The sequence below is a fragment of the Amycolatopsis sp. NPDC028719 genome (assembly GCF_055565395.1).
In genome coordinates this window covers 558569-579106 of sequence record NZ_JBVHUL010000001.1, presented here as the reverse complement: position 1 = coordinate 579106, position 20538 = coordinate 558569, and the positions used below count along the sequence as shown (strand labels likewise).

The following is a 20538-nucleotide window of genomic DNA, read 5'->3' as shown; positions in this document are numbered from 1 at the left end:
CGCGCGGCGTGCGGGTCACGACGGACCGACCGGCACGCCGCACAACTCGGCCGCACCACGCCACAGCTCCTCCTCCCGCTCCTCGTCGTACGACTCCGCCGACGACGGCACGACCCGGCCGCGGTCGAGGTAGGCCCCGGACTCGGCCGGCCGGGGTGTGGTCATGGCCGCGGCCAGCTTGACCCCGGCGGTCTGCGGGCTCGACGCGATGGGCGTCGCCCACAGCAGCGGAAGCAGCCACCGGAAGCCGAAGCGCTGGATCGCGCCGGCGTCCCGGGCGAGGCCCGTGCCGGGGACCAGTCCGGGGGTGTAGGCGTAGACGTCGACCTCGGGAAGCCGCCTCGCGAGGGCGTGCACCAGGTACTGGACGCCGAGCTTGCTGGTCGAGTAGGCGCGGCGCCCCGCGGCCACGGTTTCGGCCGCCGGACCGGCACCCGGCCGGGCGAGGCTTCGCGGGTCGGCCCACCGGGGCGCCGGGACGAGGCCCAGGTTGTGCCGGAAGTCGCCGAAGTGCGACTCGCTTCCGGTCACCACCACGCGCGCGCCCGGCTCGAACCGGTCGGCGAGCAGGTGGAGCAGCAGGTAGTTCGCCAGGACGTTGATCCCGAACGTGGCTTCGAACCCGTCCGCCGTCGTCTTCGTGGCCGACGCCATCTGCACCCCCGCGTTGGCCAGAAGCCCGGTCAACGGCGGGATCTCCCGCTCGTCGAGCATCTTCCGCACGGTTTCCGCCGCCGCGCGCACCTCCGCGAGCGAGCCGAGGTCGCACGACACCGCGCGGACGTTCGGGTTCCCCGTGCGCGCGGCCAGTTCTCGCGTCAGCCGGCGCCCGGCCTCCTCCCCTCTCACGACGACCAGCACCAGCTGGTCCTTTTCGTCCCGTAGCAGCCGTTCCGCCGCGACGCGGCCGATACCCCGGCTCGCCCCGGTCATGAGCAGTGTCTTGGCCGGTTGGGTCATGGCGCTGGTCCCTTCATCCGATCAGGTACTCGATTCGAACTGATACTCGGTACCGTAGCGGACTCGATACCGGTTCCGCTACTGTGAAGCCATGAAACAACGCCCCTCGCTGCGGGAGCGAAAGCAGAAACAAGCTCGTGAACAGATCGTGGAGGCAGCCTTCGAACTGTTCGCGGAGCGCGGGTTCACCGATGTCACCGTCACGGACATCGCCGAGCGCGCGGAGGTGGGGCGCACGACGTTCTTCCGGTATTTCGGCGACAAACAGGAGGTGGTGTTTTCGGACGAGCAGCAACTGTTGGACCACTTGGCGGAGCGGCAGCGCGCTACGCCGGGGGAGGCACCCCGGAACCTTCCGGCGGCGCTGGAGCAGGTCCGCGCTCTGGTGCTGGACGTGTGCGCGGAAGCCACGGCGGACGCCGCGCACTACGAAATGCACCAGCGGCTGCTGGAGGAGAACCCGGAGCTCAAGGACCGCAGCGCGCGGAAGCTGCAACGGTTCGCCGAACTGGGCGAAGCGATCCTGCTGGAACGCGGCACACCCCGTGAGGTCGCGGTCCTGGCGGCGCAGGTCGCGGTCGCCTGTTACCAGGCGGGCAGCCGGCTCGCCGGAGCCGACGCACCCGCGCTCGCCCCGGCGGTCGACATGGCCTTCGGACGGCTCGACGTGCTCCTCGACCCGAACCCGGCGCACTGAGGTGAGGAGCGAGCCCAATCCCCGTCAGGGGCGATCATTGACAACTCCAGAGTGAACCGACGGCGGCTGGCCGCCGGGTTCGAGGCGTGCCCGCGCTGCGGCCCCCACCGCCTCGCCAGCCCGGACCTGCCAGAACTCGCCTGCAGCACGGTCCAGCTGACCATCGCTCAGGCCGCCACCGTCCGAAGCGAGCCGTAGGTGGCACCGAACGCGCGGTTCTCCAGGGCGACATCGACGGCGTCGAGCAGGGCCTGGCGGAGGCCGGGGCGGATGAGGTCCGCGGCGTCGACCCCCAGCCGGACCAGGCCGCCCCGGCGGGCCGCGCGGGCCGCCGCCAGCACCAGCGCGAAGCAGCGCACCGTTTCCGTGCGGTGCGACTGGCTCGTGAACTCACTCACGCGCGCCCGGCGCACCTCGCCCGTGACGAGGTCGCGCACCGCGCCGAGATCCGCGCACAGGCGGAAGCCGTGCTCCGTCAGCGCCTGCAGCGTGCCCGGGGAGGCGATCCAGCGCGGCGGTGCGAAGCCGTCGACCGTCAGGCCGGTGTTGTCCAAGGCGGCCTTCGCGGCGATCAGCCGGAGCCGTGCCTCGTGCGCCGGCAGCGTCGCGAACTCCGCCTTCTTGCCCAGGTACACCGTGCGGTGCGTGGGCGTGACGGTGTGGTCGTACCCGTGCAGCAGCACGGAATCACCGACTCGGGCGCGCGTGCGCACCCATTCCGTCACCGGGCCGCCGCCGGTGCGGGCGGCGTACAGCACCGAGAGCGGCACCTTGCGGCGGTCGAGCTCGGCCGCGAGGTCGGCGCACCGGTGCAGCGTGCGCGGGGTGATTCCCGACAGCGAAACCAGCAAGCGAGCGTCCACGCCACCATTGGGCCGCACGCGTCTAAAGGGCCCATGAACTGCGCAGAACGGGCGCGCGTCCGTTGCCGGAAGGGTCAGACGCCTTCGCGCAGCCGCTTCACGGCCACCGCGATCCGGCCCCGCAGGTCGGGGTCGGCGACCTGACCGTCGGCGACGTCCGCGCGCGAGACCGGAATCCGCGCGCACGCCTCGTCGACGATCTTCGCGCCGGCGTACGTGAGGACCTTGCGCAGTGAGTCGTGCGCGTCGCGGCCACCCGTCGGGGCCGCCACCGAGGACGCGTTGATCCACGACACCGGCTTGCCGTAGATCTCGCCACCGCCGACCGTCCAGTCCAGGAGGTTCTTGAACGAGCCCGGCAGGCCGCCCGCGTACTCCGGCGTGCAGATCAGGATCGCGTCCGCTTCCTTGATGGCCGCCCGCAGCGCCGCGACCTCCGGGTGCAGCGGGTCGCGATCGTCATCCGGGTTGAAGTGCGGCAGGTCGCCGAGGCCGGTGTACGTCTTGCTCGCGGTGAGCGTCGCCACGGTCCCCAGCACCGCCGCATTGCCGGAGCCTGCTCGCAGGCTGCCGCAGATCAGCAGGATCACGCAGCCAGTCTGCCAGGGAACGCCCGGTGATGCGGCGGCATGCCTCGAGGTACCGGTCGCGCGTGGCGGTCACCACCTCGGGCGGCAACGGCGGCAGCGCGGACACGCAGTCCCAGCCGGAAACCGGGTCGACCAGCCAGTCGCGCACGTGCTGCTTGTCGAACGACGGCCGCGGGCGGCCGGGACTGTGGCCGTCGGGCAGCCAGTAGCGCGCGGAGTCCGGCGTCAGCAGCTCGTCCGCGAGCACCAGGCCGCCGTTCTTGCCGATGCCGAACTCGAACTTCGTGTCGGCCAGCAGCAGGCCCTGCTCGGCGGCCAGCGCGGCGCCCCGGCGGTACAGCTCGAGCGACGCCTCGCGGACCTCTTCGGCGAGCGTGCGGCCGAGGACCGACGTGAAGGTGTCGAAGTCGATGTTCTCGTCGGGTTCGCCGGGTCTCGCCTTGGTGGACGGCGTGAAGATCGGCTCCGGGAGGCGGGCGGACTCGGCCAGCCCCGGCGGCAGCGTGAGGCCGCACACCGCTCCGGACCGGCGGTAGTCCGCGTACCCGCGGCCGGTGAGGTGGCCGCGAACGACCGCCTCCACCGGCAGCATGTCGAGCCGCTCGACCAGCAGGGCCCGGCCGCGGAAGGCATCCGGGACGCCGGGGCCGTCGGAGGCCACCAGGTGGTTCGGGAGCACGTCGGCCAGCTCGCGGAACCAGAACACGCTCATCGCGGTGAGCACCCGGCCCTTGTCCGGGACGTCGGTGGGGAACACGCGCTCGAAGGCGGAGATGCGGTCGGAAGCGACGATGAGCAGGTGGTCGTCCATGGCGTACAGGTCACGGACCTTGCCGGAGGTGAGTCGCTCGGGGGTGGGGAGGGGTGTCACGCGCTGAACCCTAACGCGCACCCTCCGCCACCATGGATGATGCTGGCATGGCGTACGACTGGATCTCGGTGACCACCGACTACGGCCTGCGCGACGGCTTCGTGGCGGCCTGCCACGGCGTGATCGCGCGGCTGGCGCCCGCCGTGCGGGTGCTCGACGTCACGCACGAGGTGCCACCCCAGGACGTCCGGCACGGGGCGATGGCGCTGGCCCAGACGGTCCCGTTCCTGCCGGAGGCGGTGCACGTCGCCGTCGTCGACCCGGGCGTCGGCACGGACCGGCTCGGCGTGGTCGTCGTCGCCGGGAGCGGGCTGCTGGTCGGGCCGGACAACGGCCTCCTGCTGCCGGCCGCCCACGCGCTGGGCGGGGTTCAAGCCGCGTACGAGCTGGCCGAGCCGTCGCTGCGGCTGCCGGTGACGTCGGCGACGTTCCACGGCCGGGACGTCTTCGCGCCCGCGGCGGCGCACCTGGCGCTGGGAGTCGCACCGGCCGACTTCGGCGACCCCGTGTCCGGCCTGGTCGAACTGCCGGAGCCGTTCGTGGCCGCGTTCCCCGGGAAGCTGGTGTCGGAGGTGCTGACGGTCGATCACTTCGGCAACGTCCAGCTCGCCGCGACCCCGGCAGACCTGGAGCTGTCGGGGCTGTCCGGCGCGGTTTCCGTGCACAGCGAGCGGGTCGCGGTGGTCACCGAGATCGGGCGCACCTTCGCCGACGTGCCCGCCGGGGCGAGCGTGCTCTACACCGACTCCGCAGGACGGCTCGCCGTCGCCGTCAACGGCGGTTCCGCCGCGGCCGTGCTGGGGTTGGGGCCCGCCCAGGAGTGCACGATCACCTCGTCGCCGACCGTCACCTGACCGGGTCGCAGGACGGCGGCTTTCATCCCGAAGACCACGCCGCCGTCCGGGTGCCGGCGGTAGCTCGCGAGCGTGCGGATCGGCTCCGGGCCGGCTTTCTCGCCCGTCTCCTGGTCGACCATGGGCACCGTGCAGCGCACGCATTGCTTGGCGTAGCCGAACTCCGCCGTGCCCGCGGTCATCGCGCGGACTTCGTCCTCGGTGTGGGGCTCGACCCAGCCGGAAATGACGATGTTGGGGCGGAAGCGGTCCATCGGCACGGGTTCGCCGCCTCGGGACGCGATCCGCTCGTTCAGCCCGTCCAAAGAGGACTCGGACGCGACGAGCAGCGCGTGCCCGTCGGCGAACGCGGCGGTGCCGGGCGTCTCGCCACCCGTGACGCGCTCGTGGTCCGGCGCGACGCCGATCAGGACGGACGGCAGGCCGAGCAGCTCCGAGAACCACTGCGCGGCTTCCTCGCCCTGGTGGACGCCGGTGCCGTGCCAGGAGAACGTCGAGCCCGGGTGCTGCGGGCCGGCTCGCCGGATGTCGAGGACGAGGTCTTCCATGCCCGGCGCGGCGAGTTCGAGCCTGTCGCCGTCGACTCGCGGCCGGACCGCGGCCAGCACCGGGTAGCGGCGCTGGCTGCGGAAGTCGCCGTCCGGCGCCACGACCTGGAAGACCCGGTCGTGGGCCAGTCCGGCCGGTCCGACCTCGGCGGCCGGCACCGAAGTGCCGGCACAGCCCTTGACCGGGTAGTACGTCAGCCGCGCGATCCTCGCCATGCCCGCAGGCTACCCGCGGGCACGGCGGCGAAGCGCCCGGTTCAGAGCACCTGAGACAGGAATCGCTGCAGGCGGGGGCTCTGCGGCTCGTCGAAGATCTGCGCCGGCGGTCCTTGCTCCACGATGCGGCCCGCGTCCATGAACGCGACCTCGTCGGCGACGCTGCGCGCGAAGCCCATCTCGTGCGTCACGACGATCAGGGTCAACCCGCGCGAGGCCAGGCCCGCCATGAGGTTGAGCACACCCTTGACCAGCTCGGGGTCGAGTGCGCTGGTGGCCTCGTCGAAGAGCATCACCTCGGGGTCCATCGCCAGGGCCCTGGCGATCGCGACACGCTGCTGCTGACCGCCCGAGAGCGCGCTCGGCCGGTACGGCGCCTTGTCCGCGAGGCCGACGTCCGCCAGGCGCGCGCGGGCGATCGCCGCCGCTTCCTCCTTGCTCAGCTTCTTCACGCTGCGCAGCGGCAGCACGATGTTGTCCAGCACCGTCCGGTGACCGAACAGGTTGAAGTGCTGGAACACCATGCCGACGCGCTGGCGCAGGGCGTCCGGGTCGGACCTGATCACGGACTCGCCGTCGAGGAGGAGGTCGCCGGAGTCGGGTTCCTGCAGCCGGTTCACGCACCGGAGGAGCGTCGACTTGCCGGAGCCGGACGGCCCGATCACGCAGGTCGTCCGGCCGCTCTCGACCTTGAGGTCGACGCCGCGCAGGACTTCGAGCGTGCCGAAGCTGACGTGGATGTCGCGCAGCTCCACGCTGGACGAGCGCACCGCCGTCGTCGTCACCACGTGCTCACCCTCCCTCCGGGACCGATCTCCACCGGGTCGCTGTCGTCCGGGTCGTCGGCGCGCACCTTGCGGCCGGTCCGGAGCTTCTTGTCGATGTAGTTCACCAGGTGTGTCAGCGGCACCGTGATCACCAGGAAGAACACGCCGGCGGCGACCAGCGGCGACAGGTTGCCGGTGTTCGCCGCGAGGTCCTGGCCGATCCGGAACAGCTCACGCTGCCCGGACAGCAGGCCGAGCACGTAGACGAGGCTGGAGTCCTTCACCAGCGCGATGAACTGGTTCACCAGCGCCGGCAGCACGCGCCGGACGCCCTGCGGGATGATCACTAGCAGCATCGACTTCGTGTAGCTCATGCCGAGCGCGCGGCTGGCCTCCATCTGTCCTTTGTCGACGCTCTGGATGCCGGAGCGGAAGATCTCGCCGATGTAGGCCGCCGCGATCAGGGACAGCGCCAGGATGCCCATCGGGTACGGGTTCGTGCCGACGACGTCCCGCGCGAGCGTGCCGAGCCCCTGGCCGATCAGGAGGATCGTCAGGATGGCCGGCAGCCCGCGGAAGATGTCGGTGTAGACCCGCGCGGGCCAGCGCAGCCACCACTTGGTGGACAGGCCCATCACCGCCAGCAGCATGCCGAGCACGGTGCCGATCAGCGCCGAGGACACCGACAGGATGAGCGTGTTCAGCAGGCCGGTCTTCAGCAGGTCCGGCAGGACCTGGGAGATGTAATCCCAGTTCAGGAACGTGTTGACGAAATCGTCCATTGTGGACTACTGCCCCGCTTTGAACTCGGCGGGCACGGGCGCGGTCGGCTCGAACTGGTCGTGCACCTTGACCCACGTGCCGTCCGCGATGACCTTCTTCAGGCCGTCGTTGATCTTGTTGATGAGGTCCGTGTTGCCCTTCTTGAACGCGAACCCGTGCGGGATGGTCGTGGTGATCGCCTTGGTCACCTTGAGCTTCGCGTCGGCGTTGTTCTTGGCGTAGTCCTCGGCCGTGGCCTGGTCGAACACCGCGCCGTCGATCGCGCCGGTCTTGAGGGCGTTGAGGGCCGCGGCGTCGTTGGGGAAGCGGACGGCCTGCGCGGTCGGCGCGTTCGTGCCGAGCCAGGTGTCCGAGACCGTGCCCTGGACGACGCCGACCCGCTTGCCCGCCAGGGAGTTCTCGTCGGTGATGCCCGCGGTCTCCTTGGCCTCGATGCCGAGGGCCTGGTAGTTGTACGGCGCGGAGAAGTCGACGGTCTTCTTGCGGGCGTCGGTCTGGGAGATCGCCGAGCTGCCGATGTCGAACGTGCCGTTGGCGACCTGGCCGAGCAGGGCCGAGAACTCCGTCGCGGCGAACTCGAGCTTCAGGCCCTCCTTGGCCGCGATGGCCTTCAGCAGCTCGTTGTCGAAGCCGGTGTAGTTGCCGTTCTCCTGGTAGGCGTTCGGCTTCGAGTCGCTCAGCGTGCCGACACGCAAGGTCTTGTCGCCGCCGCTGTCCGAGCCGCCGCACGCCGTCAGCGCGGCGAGCAACGTCGCGGTGAGCGCCGCGACCAGTGTCTTCTTCATGCTTCTCCTAACCCTGGAACCCGGCCGGCACCGGAGCGGTCGGCAGGAACTGCTGGTGCAGCTTAAGCCAGGTCCCGTCGGAGATCACCTGCTTGAGCCCGTCGTTGATCTTGCCCAGCAGCTCGGCGTTGCCCTTCTTCACCGCGAAGCCGTGCGGCACGTCGGTGACGAAGCTCTTCACGACGACAAGCTTGGCGTCCGGGTTATCGGTGACGTTCTTCTCGGCGATGCTCTGGTCGAGGATGTACGCGTCGACGGCGCCGCTCTTCAACGCGGTCAGCGCGGCGGCGTAGTCCGGGAACCGCACGGCCTGCGCGGCCGGCACGGTGCTGCCCAGCCAGTGGTCGCCGACGGTCGCCTGGATGACGGCGACGCGCTTGCCCGCCAGGCCCTGCTCGTCGGTGACCGGCGTGCCCTGCTTGGCCTGGATGCTCATGGTTTCGAAGTCGTAGGCCGACGAGAAGTCGACTGTCTTCTTGCGCTCGTCGGTCTGCGCGATCGCCGAGCTGGCGATGTCGTAGCGGCCCGACGCGACCTGCCCGAGCAGCGCGGAGAAGTCGGTCGCGGCGAACTCCAGCTTGAGGTTCTGCTTGGCCGCGATGGCCTTGAGCAGCTCGTTGTCGAAGCCGGTGTAGTCGCCGTCCTTCAGGTAGATGTTCGGCGGCGCGTCGCTCAGCGTGCCCACGCGCAGCGTCGAGGACGCGTTGTCCGAACCACCGCACGCGGTGAGCGTCAGAGCGGCGGCCAGCACGGTGACGATCAGCTTCTTCATGTCACGCACCCACGTTCTTGACGGGCAGGCCGGGGCCGCCCTGCTGAAGTTCCTTCGACAGCGGCGTCGTCTTGTAGAACTGGCCGTAGATGCGGGCGACGGAGCCGTCCGCGATCGCCTTGGCGAGCCCGTCGTTGAGCTTCTTCAGCAGGTCGGGGTGGTTCTTGGCGACGGCGAAGGCCGACGGCGTGTCCTTGTCCTCGACCGTGTAGCCGAGCTCCAGCGGAACCGTGGGGTTCTGGTCCAGGTACTTCTGGCCGATGTCCTGCGGCACGACCCAGCCGTCGAGCGTGCCGTTCTTCAGCTGCGCGAAACCCGCGTTGTAGTCCGGGAAGCGGACGACCTGGGCACCGGCGGTCTTGCCCGCGAACTCGTCCTGCACCGAACCCTGGACGACGCCGAGCCGCTTGCCCGCGAACGCCGCCGGGTCCTTGAGGTTCGCGCCCTTGGCGGTGACGATCGTGGTGAAGCCGGTGTTGTAGCCGTTGGAGAAGGCGACCGTCTTCTTGCGCGCCTCGGTGCTGGAGATCGTCGAGCTGCCGATGTCGAACTTGCCGGTCGCGACGCCGGCCAGCAGGCTGGAGAACTCGGTGCCGACGAACTCGACCTCGAAGCCCTCGCGCTGGGCGATGTCACGCAGCAGCTCGTTGTCGTAGCCGGTGAACCGGCCGTTCTCCAGGTAGATCGACGGCGGGGCGTCGCTCAGGGTCCCGACGCGCAGGGTCTGGCCCGCGGCGGGGCTGTCCGAGCCGCAGGCGGCCAGGGTCAGCGTCAACGCGCCCGCAGTGACGGCCGCGGCGATTTTCGACAGCGTGGATCTCATCGCTTCTTCCAGAGGTCGGCGCGCTTGGGCGCGAGGAAAGCACGTCAGGTCACGGGGTAGGGGTCCTGACGCTCCGGGTTCAGCGATCGAGATTAGGGATTTCGCCCGTTCGTGTGGATTCGTTCCACTGGGTGGACAGGTGCGTCAGCTCACAGGATCGGTTGCGGCGCATAGCCCGCGGCCGCGGGGAACCGCTCGAGCACGCGCGCCACGCGCTCAGCCACCTGCTCGACCTGACGGCCGGCCGTACCGGTGAACGAGATGCGGTCGGCGAGGAGCTTGTCCAGCTCACCGCGGTCGAGCGGGATGCGCTCGTCGGCGGCGAAGCGGTCGAGGAGGTCGTTCTCGGCGCGGCCTTCCCGCATCTCCAGCGCGACGGCGACGGAGTGCTCCTTGATCGCCTCGTGGGCCGTCTCACGTCCGACGCCCGCGCGGACCGACGCCATGAGCACCTTCGTGGTGGTGAGGAACGGCAGGTAGCGATCAAGCTCACGCTCGATCACCGCCGGGAAGGCGCCGAACTCGGAAAGGACCGTGAGGAAGGTCTCCAGCAGGCCGTCGAGGGCGAAGAACGCGTCCGGCAGCGCGACGCGGCGGACGACCGAGTCGGAGACGTCGCCTTCGTTCCACTGGTCGCCGGCCAGCTCGCCGATCATGGAGAGGTAGCCGCGCAGCACGACCGCGAGGCCGTTCACGCGCTCGCACGAGCGGGTGTTCATCTTGTGCGGCATGGCGGACGAGCCGACCTGGCCGGGCTTGAAGCCCTCGGTGACCAGCTCGTGCCCGGCCATCAGCCGGATCGTCTTGGCCAGGCTGGACGGCGCCGCGGCGAGCTGGACCACAGTGGACAGCACGTCGAAGTCGAGCGAGCGCGGGTACACCTGGCCGACGCTGACGAACCGCCGGCCGAACCCGAGGTGCTGCATGACGCGGTCTTCGAGCTGGTCCAAAGTGGACTCGTCGACGAGCAGGTCGAGCATGTCCTGCGCGGTGCCGACCGGGCCCTTGATGCCGCGCAGCGGGTAGCGCTCGATGAGGTTGTCGAGCCGTTCGAAGGCGACGAGCAGCTCGTCGGCCGCCGTGGCGAACCGCTTGCCGAGGGTGGTGGCCTGCGCGGCGACGTTGTGCGAGCGGCCGGCCATGACCGTGTCGGCGTGCTCGACGGCGAGGGCCGCCAGCCGCGCCAGCACGGCGGCGACGCGGGTGCGCACGAGCTCCAGGGAGCGGAGCAGCTGCAGCTGCTCGACGTTCTCGGTGAGGTCGCGCGAGGTCATGCCCTTGTGGATGTGCTCTTGGCCGGCGAGGTCGCTGAACTCCTCGATGCGCGCCTTGACGTCGTGCCGGGTGACGCGCTCGCGGCCGGCGATCGACTCGAGGTCGACCTGGTCGATGACCCGCTCGTAGTCCTCGACGACGCCGTCGGGCACCTCGACGCCGAGGTCCTGCTGCGCCTTGAGGACGGCCAGCCAGAGCTGCCGCTCCAGGACGACCTTCTGCTCCGGCGACCAGAGCGAGACCAGCTCCGCCGAGGCGTAGCGGGCGGCGAGCACGTTCGGAATGCGGGGCTTGTCCGTCACGCCCTCACGATACCTGCGCAGGTCAGGCCACCGTGGCGCGGATGGTCAGGCCGGTCGAGGTGCCCGGCGCCAGGGTCGTCAGCGGGCCGAGGACCTCCAGCTCCACGATGCGCGCGGGCGGGTCGAGGTCGCCCAGTGCGGCCAGCGGGGCCGGCTGCGGGTGCTCGAGCCAGATCTCCAGCGGCGAGCCTTCGTCCGGGTACTCGCCGGCGGGGTCGACGTCGAAGGACAGGGTCAGCGGGCCGTAGGAAACCCAGCCCGCGGTGCCCGGCACACCCAGCTTGCCGACGACGTCCTGGGGCGGAACCACCAGCCGATCACCGTCCACTGTGTACTCCGGGGTGCCGGTACCGGCGACCAGCGCGACGACGTCGGGCCGGGTGAGCCCGGCCGTCACCGGGCCGCCGCCGGGGAGCTGCGTGACGTTCCACAGGGCCCACCGCACCCGTCGCGAGCTGGCGTTCTTCGCGGTCAGCCGCAGCTCGTAGCCGTCGCCGGTGAGGGCCACCGTGCGGCTGAGCTGCAGGCCGGTGCGCGGGTCCGCGCGGCTGACCATGGTGACCAGGTCGTCGCTCACGTAGGCCAGGTACGGGCCCGAATCCAGCACCGGGTCGGGCGGGCCGGGCCACTGGTCCGGACCGTCCCAGCCCTGCGGCGCCGGCCACGTCTTGTCGCCGCCGTAGTTGACCCAGTCGCCCATGCGCCCGGAGTTCGGCCGGAACACACCGCCGTCGCGTGGGTTCAGCGAGTCGTCGAGCAGGTCGGCGTTGCGCCACAACAACTCGACGCCGCGGTGCCGCACCGACAGCAGCCGGCCGCCCAGCTCCGGCACCAGGCCGAGCCGCAGGTCGCCGCGTTCGAGCCAGGTCACCATTCGGCGAGACCGCCGTCGTCGTGGCGCCACACCGGCGAACGCCACGTGTGGCCGACCTCGTCGGCGCGGCGGACGGCCGCTTCGTCGACCTCGATGCCGAGCCCGGGCCCGAGCGGGCGGGCCGCATAACCGTCCTGGAAGGCGAAGATCGACGGGTCTGCGAGGTACGCGTGCTCGCGGCCCTCGTGGTAGTGCATGCCGATGCTCTGTTCCTGGATCAGGAAGTTCGGCGTCGCGAACGCGACCTGCAGGGACGCGGCCAGGGAGATCGGCCCGAGCGGGCAGTGCGGTGCCAGCGACGCGCCGTAGATCTCGGCGAGCGCGCCGATCCGCCGCAGCTCGGAGATGCCGCCGGCGTGCGACGGGTCGGGCTGCAGCACCGCGACGCCCGCGTCGAGCGCCGGCTTGAACTCCCAGCGCGAGTAGAGCCGCTCGCCGAGGGCGATCGGCACGGTCGAGGCCTCGACGATCGAGCGCAGCGCGTCGCCCTGCGTCTCCGGCAGCACCGGTTCCTCGACGAACATCGGCTGGACGTCTTCGAGCAGCTTGACCAGCCGCCGCGCCATCGCGGGCGAGACGCGGCCGTGGAAGTCGATCGCGAGGTCGCGGTGCGGGCCGAGCACCTCCCGCGCCTCCCACGCGCGCGCCACCGCGGCGTCGGCCTCAGCGGGTGACGCGATCGCGGTCAGCGGGCCGGCGACGTTCATCTTCACCGCCGTGAACCCGGCCTCGACCTGCGCGGACACGGCTTCGCGGATGCCGGACGGCCGGTCGCCGCCGACCCAGCTGTAAACCCGGACGCGGTCGCGGACCGGACCGCCGAGCAGCTCGTGCACCGGGGCGTTGCGGACCTTGCCGGCGATGTCCCACAGCGCGTGGTCGAACCCGGCCAGCGCGCTGGAGAGCACCGGACCACCACGGTAGAACCCGCCGCGGCGCAGCACCTGCCAGTGGTCCTCGATGCGCAGCGGGTCCTGGCCGATCAGCAGCTCGGACAGCTCGTGCACGGCCGCGCGCACGGTCTCCGCGCGGCCTTCGACCACGGGCTCGCCCCAGCCGCTGATGCCTTCGTCCGTGCTGACCTTGAGGAACAGCCAGCGCGGCGCGACCAGAAACGTTTCAACCCCGGTGATCTTCACCCGTGTCCCCCATCTACGCGGAATCCTTGGCGGCGGACCAGCCGCCGTCGACGGTCAGCTCGGCCCCGGTGACGAACGACGCCGCGTCCGAGAGCAGGAAAGCGATCACGTTCGCCACCTCCGCCGGGTCACCGAGCCGGCCCGCCGGGGTCGCTCGGGCGCTGCGTTGGCGGTCCTCCGGCGGGATGCGGTCCCAGGCCTGGGTGAGCACCGGCCCCGGCAGGACGGAGTTGACCCGCACGTCCGGGGCGTATTCGACAGCCAGCTGCCGGGCCAGCGCGACCAGCGCGCCCTTGCTCGCGGCGTACGCGGGGTGGCCCGGCAGACCGAAGTGCGCGTGCACCGACGAGACGAGCACGACCGCGCCACCCCGCGCCCGCAGCGAGGGCAGGCAGGCCTTCAGGGCGAGGTACGTGCCGGTCAGGTTGACGTCGAGCTGGCGCTGCCACTCCGCGCGGTCGATCTCGTGCAACGGCCCGGTGCTCGGCACGTAGGCGTTGCTGACCAGGGCGTCCACCTCACCGATGGCCGTCCACGTCGCTTCGTCGCTCACCGAGCCCCGGATCGGCGTGACGCCGTCGGGGAGTTCGGCGATGTCCACGCCCAGCACGCGGTAGCCGGCTTCGAGGAGCTTCAGGGCCGTTGCCGCCCCGATCCCGGACGCCGCTCCGGTCACCACCGCGGTGCGCGTGGACATCGCCTTCTCCCGTTCCTAGAACTTCGCTACGTGCACATGGTCGTCCGGCCCGCGGGCGGCGAACCACAGCGACGCGCCGTCGGACGCGGCGCCCAGGGTTCCCACGATGCTCCCGCTCGGGTACTCCGGCCGCTTGAACCAGCCCGCCCACGAGCCGGACCAGTCGTTGGCCCACAGCGTGTAGTCACTCGCGGACGCGGTGAGCGCGACCTTCGCGCCGACCGCGACGAGCGTCGGGCTGCTGCTGACCGTGCCGCCGACGGACGTCCAGTCCGACCAGGTGTCCCCGGTCTTCGTGCGGGCCCAGACGCTGTCGTCGGCGGTGCGGACCGCGACGACCGTGCCGCTCGTGGCCGTCGCCGCGCCGGGCCGGCCGTAGATCGGCTTGCCGCCGGGCGCGCCGAGACCGGACCACTGACCGGCGCTGGTCCGCTGCCAGACCTGGCCGTCGGCGCCGCGCGCGAAGAGCGTGCCGTCGCCGGTGACGGACGGCGAATCGGTCAGCGTCCCGCCCAGCCGCTTCCAGTCGCCCCAGTGGCCGTACCGGTAAGTGCGCTGATAGGCGGCATTGTCGAGCCCTCGGACGTAGACGTCGATGCCGTCCGGGCCGGCCACCGCGGCGGGCTGGCCGAGGAACTTGCCGCCGACCTGACGCGGTCCGTCGAGGCCGTTGACCTGGAGGGAGCCGCTCTGGTCGCGGAAGAACGTCACGGTTTTTCCGCCGGTGCGGACAATCGCCGGACTCGCGGACACCGTGCCGCCGAGGTCGTCACCCGGGACGAGGTCGGTGCCGTGCAGGCGCAGGAACGCGGTGCCGTGCGCGGGGACCGTGACCGTGTACGAGCCGGTCGCGCTGCCGCGGTCGGCGCGGGCGCGGAGGTCGCGAACGGACACCCGGCCCTTGAGCCCGGCGTCGGCGAAGTTCAGCGTCATCTGCGTCGGCGTCTCACCGCGGTTGAGCAGCACGACCGCGCGGTCGCCGGCTCGGGAGAGGACCTTGCTGTAGGTGTCGGTGCTGCCACTGCTCGCGACGCGGACGCCCTGGATGCCGAGGCGGTCCTGGTTGACGCCCACGATCTCCGGGTTCTTCAGCGTCTTGAGCATCGAGGCGGGGAGCGTGCGCGGGTCCGAGCCGAGGATCAGCGGCGAGGCCATCTCCGCCCACATGACGAACTGGGTGGTCGACTCCTCCTCGTTCAGCTCGTAGGTGCCCTGCTCGGTCTTGCGCATCGGGATGAGGTAGTCGGGGTCGTTGTAGTGGCCCGGCCCGTTCGCCTCGGGGTGCGCGGCGTTGGCGTCCATGTTGCGCAGGACGTCTTTCCAGATGCCCTCGTACGGCGTGCCGAACGCGATGTCCGTGCTGGTGCGCCACGAGTCGGCGACGAGCGGGCCGTAGCTGTAGGCGATGCCGGCGACCTGGTCGGGCCCGTGCGGGGTGCCCCACTCGTCGGTGACCGGGTTGCAGACGTTGAGCACCATCGGACGGCCCGCCTTGGCGAGGGCCTGGCTGAACTGCGTGAACGCCTCGGCGGGCTTGAGGTTCTGGGCGATGCCGCAGAGGAAGTCGACCTTGACGGCGTCGAACTTCCAGTTCGCGAAGCGCCGGGTGTCCTGCTCGTAGTGGCCGCCGGAGCCGGCCGCGCAGTTCTTGCCGTCGGAGGCGCCCGCGTCGGTGTAGATGCCGGCCTTGAGCCCGCGGGCGTGCAGGTAGTTGACCAAAGTGGACAGTCCACTGGGGAACTTCGCGCTGTCCGCGAGGAGGTTGCCTTGCGCGTCGCGCGGGTCCGGGGCGGTCCAGCCGCCGTCGATCCAGACGTAGCGGTAGCCGGCGTCGCGCAGGCCACTGGAGACGAGGAAGTCCGCGACGGACTTGACCGACGTCTCGCTGGGTGCGCCGAGGCCGTAGTAGGTGTTCCAGCCCATGTACGGGGTCTTCGCGACCCCGCTGTCGTAGTAGTCGGGAGCGCCTTGGTCCACGGCCGGTGTTGCCTGTGCGGGGATCGCGATGGCGGTGAGCGCGGCCGCGGCCACAGCTGCTACCGCTAGGGATCTCTTCAAGAGCATGTTGCCGGACACCCTTCTCCAGTGAAACAGCGTCGAGCCAAGCCGGAGAGCAGCATGCCGGGGCGTCTCGGCTTCCGTCAAGAATAAATCCTAAATTAAGATTTCACGCGCTATGCTGTCCGCGATGAAGACCGAAGTCGTCACTCTCGGCGAGGCGATGCGGCTGCTGCTCGCCGAGCCCGGCGTCGCCCTGCGGCGCGCCCGCACCTTCACGTCGTCCGTCGCCGGCGCCGAGACCAACGTCGCCGTCGGATTGGGCCGGCTCGGCCACCGCGTCCGCTGGCTGAGCCGCGTCGGCGACGACCCGTCCGGCGCCCACGTGCTCGCGAGCCTGCGCGCGGACGACGTCGACGTGTCGCAGGTCGAGGTCGATCCGGAGGCGTACACCGGGTTCCTGATCCGGGACACCGAGACGGTCGAGTACCACCGAAGCGGCTCCGCTGCTTCGCGCCTGTCAGCTGCGTACGTGCGCGACGCAGGTCTCGACGGCGCTCGGCTCGTCCACGTCTCCGGGATCACGGCGATGCTGTCGTCCGGCGCCCGCGAAGCCGTCGAGGCCCTCTTCGCGTTGGCCCGCGCTTCGGGCGCTTGGGTGTCCTTCGACCCGAACGTCCGGCTGAAGCTCGCGAAGCCGGACCGCTGGCGCTCGGTCGTCGGACCGCTGCTGACCAGGGCGGATCTCGTCTTCGCCGGAGAAGACGAGCTCGAGCTGCTCGGGCAGACGCCGGATACGCTGCTCGCCGGCCGGGCGCAGACGGTGGTCGTCAAACAGCGGAACAAGATCGCGCGGGCGGTGACCGCGGACGGTTCCTGGTGGCAGCCGAGCCTGGTCACGCGGGTCGTCGACCCGGTCGGGGCGGGTGACGCGCTGACGTCGGGGTACCTCTCGGCCTGGCTGCGGGGTGCGCCGCCGGACGAAGCGCTGCGGGCGGGCGCGGCCTGCGCGGCGCTGGTCGTCGGCACCCGGACCGACCTCGAAGGACTGCCCGACCGGGACGAACTCACGAAAGCACTGCTCGGCACGGAGGTGGACCGATGACCTATCGCTGGGAGATCACCGCGAACGCACTGCGTCAGGGCGTCGTCGGGATCGTGCGCACACACGACGCGGAGTCGGCCGTTTCGGCGGCGCGCGCGGCCTTGGAGGCCGGGTTGCGCTCGATCGAGCTGCCGCTGACGAACCCGGGCGCGCTGGACGCGATCTCGGGGCTGTCCGCGGCCTACCCGGACGCGACGATCGGCGCCGGCACGGTGCTCGACGAGGCGTCGGCGGTGCTGGCGATCCGCGCGGGCGCGCGGTTCCTGGTGTCGCCGTCGGTGGACGCGGCGGTGATCCGTACCGCTCACCGGTACGGCGCGGCGGCGTTCCCCGGCGCGGGTTCGGTGACCGAAATCGTGCGGGCGATGGAAGAAGGCGCCGACGCGGTGAAGGTGTTCCCCGCCTCGGCGCTGAGCCCGTCCTGGGTGAAGGACGTCCGGGCGGCGCTCCCGCAGGCGCCGCTGGTGCCCACCGGCGGCATCGGACCGGCGGACGTGCCAGGCTGGCTGGCGGCGGGCGCGGTGGCGTGCGGGGTCGGCTCGGCGCTGACCCGCGGCACCACCGCGGAGATCTCCGCCCGGGTCGAGACGCTGTTGAGGAGCGCGCATGGCTGAGCTGGTCTTCGTCGGGTGCTACACCGGCGACGCGGGGAACGGCACGGGAATCACGACGTTCTCGCGGTCCGCCACCGGCGACCTGACGGAAGTCGCTTCCCTGCCGATGGAGTCGCCGTCGTGGCTGGCGAAGCACCCGTCGTTGCCGGTGCTGTACGCGGCGAACGAGACCGCCACCGGTGGCGTGACGGCGTTGGCGCTTTCGGACGCCGGCTCGTTGTCGGTGCTGGGCACGGTCGAGACGGGCGGCGCGCACCCGTGCCACCTGGCGGTGACCCCGGACGGCCGGTTCCTGCTGTGCGCCAACTACACCGGCGGCAGCCTGGCGATCTTCTCGCTGTCTCCTGACGGTGCGCTCGAGTCCCGGACGGCCCTGGTCCAGCACAGCGGCAGCGGCCCGCAGGCGGACCGCCAGGAGGCGGCGCACGTCCACATGGCCGTGCCGTCGGCCGACTCCACCGTGGTGAGCGCGGTCGACCTGGGCACGGACGAGATCCGCAGCTACACACTGTCTTCCGACGGTTCCTTGGAGCCGCTCGCGGTGTCGGCACTGCCGCCGGGCACGGGGCCGCGGCAGCTGGTCCGCCGGCCGGGCACCGACCTGGCGTACGTGGTGGGCGAGCTGGCCGGGACGCTGCTGACGGTCCGCGAGACGTCCCCGGGCGCGTTCGAGGTGGTGGCTTCGACGCCGTCCATGCTGACGCCGGCCACCCCGAACCTGGTGGCCCACCTCGAGCTGACCGGCTCGCGGCTGTACGTGTCCAACCGCGGCCCCGACTGCGTGACGGAGTTCGCCCTCGACGACGCGGCCGCGGTGGCCGACCAGCCGTGCGGCGCCAACCCGCGGCACTTCGCCCTGGTGGACGGGACGTGTTACGTGGCGGCCCAGTCGGCGGACGCGATCACGGCGTTCACGCTGACCGCGTCCGGCGACGCGGACCTGCGCCGCTACCCGACGGGGTCACCGACGTTCGTGCTGCCGGTGTCGCTGCCCTGACGCCGGAGGATCACGACGTCCGCGTCGTGGTCCACCGTCCAGTTGAACGGGAGACCCGCGTACTTCAGGTGCGCACCCGAGTACCGGGCACCCGCGGCGTCCACATAGGACGCGTCCGCGGACACCGACAGGCGCACTCGCGACGACCGGCCGGGCACCAGCGGTGCCCCGGTCAGCTGACCGGTGCTCCACGCCAGGACGACGACCGTGTCGCCGTCCTCGGACGTGTACTGCGTGGCAGCCGTCGGAGTGGAGGGGCCGGCCAGCACGCGGGCGGCTCCGTGGTGGATGACCGAGCGGATCGACTTGTAGACCGCGATGAGCGACGCCGCCTCGGCGTGCTGGTCCGCAGACCAGCGTGCCAGGTCGGCGCCGATACCCAGCACGCCCGCCATCGCCGTCACGAAACGGAACCGCAGCGACCGGGGCCGCGGGTCGAACACCCCTGGGGAGTCCGTGACCCACGAACTCATCAGGTGCGGCGCGTGCATCAGCAGGAACCCGTCCTGGATCGCCAGCCGATCGAGGGGGCCGGTGTTGTCGCTCGGCCAGACGACGTCCGTGCGCGCGACCGTCGCCAGGTCCGTGCGGCCGCCACCGCCCGCGCACGCCTCGATCGTCACGTGCGGGTGCGCCGAACGCAGGTGATCCAGCACCGACAGGTAGCCCGCGACGTGCTCGGCGTCCAGGTCCGCGAACGGCGCGCCCGGGCGGCCGCGTTCCGTGGGCGGGCGGTTCATGTCCCACTTCAGGTACGAGATCGGGTAAGCCGACAGCAATGAGTCCAGAGTGGACTTCACGAACGCGACAACCTCAGGCAGCCCCAGGTCCAGCAGGAGCTGGTTGCGGATCAACGTGAGCGGGCGCCCGTCGATCCGGTACACCCAGTCCGGATGCGACGCGTACAGCCGCGACTTCGGGCTGACCGCCTCCGGCTCCACCCACAGGCCGAACTCCAGGCCCAGCTCGCGCACCGAGTCGACGAAGGCGCCGAACGACTCCTCCGCCGGGGTCCAGTCACCGAGGCCGCCGGTGTCGTCGTCCCGGCCGGTGAACCAGCCGTCGTCCACCACGAACAGCTCGACGCCGAGGTCGGCCGCGCGCTTCGCCAGCTCCAGCTGATGCGCGCTCCGGACGTCGAACCCCGTGGCCTCCCAGGAGTTGTAGAGCACCGGACGCGGGCGCCGCCGGCGGGCACCGGCCAGCACCCGGTCATAGTCATGCCACACGGACGCCAGCCCGGCCAGTCCGTCCACACTGGACGCCAGCGCGACGGCCGGAGTCACCAGCGCGGCTCCGGGCTCGAGCAGCACCGGTCCCGGCGACGGCAGCCGTCCGGCCCGGACGCGGGTCAGCCCGGAGGGCTCCACATCGGCGGAGATCTCCCACGATCCCGGCCACTCCAAGGAGACGCCGAAAGCAGGGCCGCCCGATGAGTCCTGCACCGCCAGCCACGGCACGTGCGCGTGGCCAGGGACGCCGAAGCGGCTCTCCATCCGGAACCCGCCCGCGGGCAGCGAAACGGACCGGCGCGTGAACTCCTGCGACCACTGCCCGGTCAAGTACGTCAGCCGCGCGCCGGACACCGTGGGCACGCACACCCCGGCCGAGCCGAGCCGGTCGAACTCGAGCGTCGACGAGCCCGTGTTCGTGAACTCGACCCACCGGGTCAGGACGTCGGTCCCGGGCACCGGCCGGTAGCACAGCACCGCGCGCAACCCGGAAACGTCGTCCACGAAGGCCAACCGCAGGTCGTCGTCGGAAACCTCACCGCCGAAGCGCCACCAAGAACCTCCGCGCACCGCGACGTCCGCGCCGGAGAACGGGCGCAGGCCCAGCGGCGCGTACTCCACCGGCGCCGCGTCGGCCTCGGTGATGAAGTGCACCGAGCCCGCGTTCGTGAACACCGACGGCCCGTCCTCGATCCCGGACGGTCCCCAGGCGACGAGTTCGGCCCAGCGAGCGGAAGGATCCAGCGCCACGGTGTACGAAGTGGACTTCATGGACA

Annotated in this window: 21 protein-coding genes; 5 read left to right on the top strand and 16 right to left on the bottom strand. The window is 71.3% G+C overall.

Annotation, left to right across the window (positions count from 1 at the left end):
* Positions 1–15 precede the first annotated feature (15 nt).
* The gene (locus tag ACZ4TR_RS02800) at positions 16–960 is read right to left on the bottom strand and encodes an SDR family NAD(P)-dependent oxidoreductase (RefSeq protein ID WP_465285488.1); all 945 of its coding nucleotides are present in this window, start codon (positions 958–960) and stop codon (positions 16–18) included.
* 91 nt (positions 961–1051) lie between these two features.
* On the opposite strand from ACZ4TR_RS02800, the gene ACZ4TR_RS02795 reads away from it, so the two are divergent.
* A complete protein-coding gene (locus tag ACZ4TR_RS02795; RefSeq protein ID WP_364510757.1) occupies positions 1052–1657 on the top strand; it encodes a TetR/AcrR family transcriptional regulator in 606 nt (201 codons plus the stop codon).
* A gap of 167 nt (positions 1658–1824) precedes the next feature.
* Here the strand turns inward: ACZ4TR_RS02795 and ACZ4TR_RS02790 are convergent, their stop codons facing one another.
* The 3 genes from ACZ4TR_RS02790 to ACZ4TR_RS02780 all read right to left on the bottom strand — a co-directional run bounded on the left by ACZ4TR_RS02790 (position 1825) and on the right by ACZ4TR_RS02780 (position 3981).
* On the bottom strand, positions 1825–2520 hold the full coding sequence (locus ACZ4TR_RS02790; RefSeq protein WP_465285487.1) for a DUF2334 domain-containing protein: 696 nt from the start codon (positions 2518–2520) through the stop codon (positions 1825–1827).
* Between the two features lie 74 nt (positions 2521–2594).
* Complete coding sequence (locus ACZ4TR_RS02785; RefSeq protein WP_465285486.1) at positions 2595–3059, bottom strand: NADPH-dependent FMN reductase; 465 nt, start codon at positions 3057–3059, stop codon at positions 2595–2597.
* Positions 2980–3981 (bottom strand): phosphoribosylaminoimidazolesuccinocarboxamide synthase, encoded by a 1002-nt coding sequence (locus ACZ4TR_RS02780; protein WP_465285485.1) that lies wholly within the window; start codon positions 3979–3981, stop codon positions 2980–2982. The genes ACZ4TR_RS02785 and ACZ4TR_RS02780 overlap by 80 nt, the downstream gene beginning before the upstream one ends.
* 47 nt (positions 3982–4028) lie before the next feature.
* Here ACZ4TR_RS02780 and ACZ4TR_RS02775 point away from each other — a divergent pair, with 47 nt between their 5' ends.
* Positions 4029–4835: an SAM hydrolase/SAM-dependent halogenase family protein gene (locus tag ACZ4TR_RS02775; protein ID WP_465286275.1), complete on the top strand. Its 807-nt coding sequence runs from the start codon at positions 4029–4031 to the stop codon at positions 4833–4835.
* On the opposite strand, the gene ACZ4TR_RS02770 is transcribed toward ACZ4TR_RS02775, so the two are convergent.
* The 11 genes from ACZ4TR_RS02770 to ACZ4TR_RS02720 form a co-directional block, all read right to left on the bottom strand.
* The gene (locus ACZ4TR_RS02770; protein WP_465285484.1) at positions 4718–5599 is read right to left on the bottom strand and encodes an MOSC domain-containing protein; all 882 of its coding nucleotides are present in this window, start codon (positions 5597–5599) and stop codon (positions 4718–4720) included. The genes ACZ4TR_RS02775 and ACZ4TR_RS02770 overlap by 118 nt on opposite strands.
* A gap of 41 nt (positions 5600–5640) precedes the next feature.
* Positions 5641–6384, bottom strand: coding sequence for an amino acid ABC transporter ATP-binding protein (locus ACZ4TR_RS02765; protein ID WP_465286274.1), 744 nt, complete (start codon positions 6382–6384; stop codon positions 5641–5643).
* Entirely contained in the window at positions 6381–7148 is a 768-nt protein-coding gene (locus tag ACZ4TR_RS02760; RefSeq protein ID WP_364510741.1) for an amino acid ABC transporter permease, read from the bottom strand. Before ACZ4TR_RS02760 ends, ACZ4TR_RS02765 begins: the two co-directional genes overlap by 4 nt.
* Before the next feature lie 6 nt (positions 7149–7154).
* Positions 7155–7934: an ABC transporter substrate-binding protein gene (locus tag ACZ4TR_RS02755; protein WP_465285483.1), complete on the bottom strand. Its 780-nt coding sequence runs from the start codon at positions 7932–7934 to the stop codon at positions 7155–7157.
* A 7-nt stretch (positions 7935–7941) separates the two neighbouring features.
* Entirely contained in the window at positions 7942–8706 is a 765-nt protein-coding gene (locus ACZ4TR_RS02750; protein ID WP_465285482.1) for an ABC transporter substrate-binding protein, read from the bottom strand.
* Between the two features lies 1 nt (position 8707).
* Positions 8708–9529, bottom strand: a complete 822-nt coding sequence (locus ACZ4TR_RS02745) for a substrate-binding periplasmic protein (protein WP_465285481.1) — start codon at positions 9527–9529, stop codon at positions 8708–8710.
* Between the two features lie 149 nt (positions 9530–9678).
* Positions 9679–11106: an adenylosuccinate lyase gene (purB, locus tag ACZ4TR_RS02740; RefSeq protein ID WP_465285480.1), complete on the bottom strand. Its 1428-nt coding sequence runs from the start codon at positions 11104–11106 to the stop codon at positions 9679–9681.
* A 22-nt stretch (positions 11107–11128) separates the two neighbouring features.
* Complete coding sequence (locus tag ACZ4TR_RS02735; RefSeq protein WP_465285479.1) at positions 11129–11980, bottom strand: DUF4380 domain-containing protein; 852 nt, start codon at positions 11978–11980, stop codon at positions 11129–11131.
* Positions 11974–13119: a galactonate dehydratase gene (gene dgoD / locus ACZ4TR_RS02730; RefSeq protein WP_364510726.1), complete on the bottom strand. Its 1146-nt coding sequence runs from the start codon at positions 13117–13119 to the stop codon at positions 11974–11976. The genes ACZ4TR_RS02735 and dgoD overlap by 7 nt, the downstream gene beginning before the upstream one ends.
* Before the next feature lie 13 nt (positions 13120–13132).
* Positions 13133–13816, bottom strand: a complete 684-nt coding sequence (locus ACZ4TR_RS02725; RefSeq protein WP_465285478.1) for an SDR family NAD(P)-dependent oxidoreductase — start codon at positions 13814–13816, stop codon at positions 13133–13135.
* Positions 13817–13831: 15 nt separating this feature from the next.
* Positions 13832–15880 (bottom strand): DUF8189 domain-containing protein, encoded by a 2049-nt coding sequence (locus ACZ4TR_RS02720; RefSeq protein ID WP_465285477.1) that lies wholly within the window; start codon positions 15878–15880, stop codon positions 13832–13834.
* 124 nt (positions 15881–16004) lie between these two features.
* Between ACZ4TR_RS02720 and ACZ4TR_RS02715 the strand changes: the two genes are divergently transcribed.
* From ACZ4TR_RS02715 to ACZ4TR_RS02705, 3 genes are read left to right on the top strand one after another with little or no spacing between them, the layout of a single operon-like run.
* Positions 16005–16919, top strand: a complete 915-nt coding sequence (locus ACZ4TR_RS02715; protein ID WP_465285476.1) for a sugar kinase — start codon at positions 16005–16007, stop codon at positions 16917–16919.
* Positions 16916–17533 carry a bifunctional 4-hydroxy-2-oxoglutarate aldolase/2-dehydro-3-deoxy-phosphogluconate aldolase gene (locus ACZ4TR_RS02710; RefSeq protein ID WP_465285475.1) on the top strand — a complete coding sequence of 206 codons (618 nt, stop codon included), beginning with the start codon at positions 16916–16918 and terminating at the stop codon, positions 17531–17533. Before ACZ4TR_RS02715 ends, ACZ4TR_RS02710 begins: the two co-directional genes overlap by 4 nt.
* Positions 17526–18530 (top strand): lactonase family protein, encoded by a 1005-nt coding sequence (locus tag ACZ4TR_RS02705; protein WP_465285474.1) that lies wholly within the window; start codon positions 17526–17528, stop codon positions 18528–18530. Before ACZ4TR_RS02710 ends, ACZ4TR_RS02705 begins: the two co-directional genes overlap by 8 nt.
* Here ACZ4TR_RS02705 and ACZ4TR_RS02700 read toward each other — a convergent pair.
* Positions 18482–20533, bottom strand: a complete 2052-nt coding sequence (locus ACZ4TR_RS02700) for an alpha-galactosidase (RefSeq protein WP_465285473.1) — start codon at positions 20531–20533, stop codon at positions 18482–18484. The two genes, ACZ4TR_RS02705 and ACZ4TR_RS02700, sit on opposite strands and share 49 nt — an antisense overlap.
* Between the last annotated feature and the right edge of the window lie 5 nt (positions 20534–20538).

What these genes read in the sequence shown, in the direction of transcription:
- ACZ4TR_RS02705 (WP_465285474.1), top strand. Translation starts at nt 17,526, where the DNA reads ATGGCTGAGCTGGTCTTCGTCGGGTGCTACACCGGCGACGCGGGGAAC.
- ACZ4TR_RS02770 (WP_465285484.1), bottom strand. Translation starts at nt 5,599, where the DNA reads ATGGCGAGGATCGCGCGGCTGACGTACTACCCGGTCAAGGGCTGTGCC.
- ACZ4TR_RS02725 (WP_465285478.1), bottom strand. Translation starts at nt 13,816, where the DNA reads ATGTCCACGCGCACCGCGGTGGTGACCGGAGCGGCGTCCGGGATCGGG.
- ACZ4TR_RS02750 (WP_465285482.1), bottom strand. Translation starts at nt 8,706, where the DNA reads ATGAAGAAGCTGATCGTCACCGTGCTGGCCGCCGCTCTGACGCTCACC.
- ACZ4TR_RS02755 (WP_465285483.1), bottom strand. Translation starts at nt 7,934, where the DNA reads ATGAAGAAGACACTGGTCGCGGCGCTCACCGCGACGTTGCTCGCCGCG.
- ACZ4TR_RS02710 (WP_465285475.1), top strand. Translation starts at nt 16,916, where the DNA reads ATGACCTATCGCTGGGAGATCACCGCGAACGCACTGCGTCAGGGCGTC.
- ACZ4TR_RS02800 (WP_465285488.1), bottom strand. Translation starts at nt 960, where the DNA reads ATGACCCAACCGGCCAAGACACTGCTCATGACCGGGGCGAGCCGGGGT.
- ACZ4TR_RS02700 (WP_465285473.1), bottom strand. Translation starts at nt 20,533, where the DNA reads ATGAAGTCCACTTCGTACACCGTGGCGCTGGATCCTTCCGCTCGCTGG.
- ACZ4TR_RS02720 (WP_465285477.1), bottom strand. Translation starts at nt 15,880, where the DNA reads ATGCTCTTGAAGAGATCCCTAGCGGTAGCAGCTGTGGCCGCGGCCGCG.
- ACZ4TR_RS02775 (WP_465286275.1), top strand. Translation starts at nt 4,029, where the DNA reads ATGGCGTACGACTGGATCTCGGTGACCACCGACTACGGCCTGCGCGAC.
- ACZ4TR_RS02760 (WP_364510741.1), bottom strand. Translation starts at nt 7,148, where the DNA reads ATGGACGATTTCGTCAACACGTTCCTGAACTGGGATTACATCTCCCAG.
- ACZ4TR_RS02735 (WP_465285479.1), bottom strand. Translation starts at nt 11,980, where the DNA reads ATGGTGACCTGGCTCGAACGCGGCGACCTGCGGCTCGGCCTGGTGCCG.
- ACZ4TR_RS02715 (WP_465285476.1), top strand. Translation starts at nt 16,005, where the DNA reads ATGAAGACCGAAGTCGTCACTCTCGGCGAGGCGATGCGGCTGCTGCTC.
- ACZ4TR_RS02795 (WP_364510757.1), top strand. Translation starts at nt 1,052, where the DNA reads ATGAAACAACGCCCCTCGCTGCGGGAGCGAAAGCAGAAACAAGCTCGT.
- ACZ4TR_RS02745 (WP_465285481.1), bottom strand. Translation starts at nt 9,529, where the DNA reads ATGAGATCCACGCTGTCGAAAATCGCCGCGGCCGTCACTGCGGGCGCG.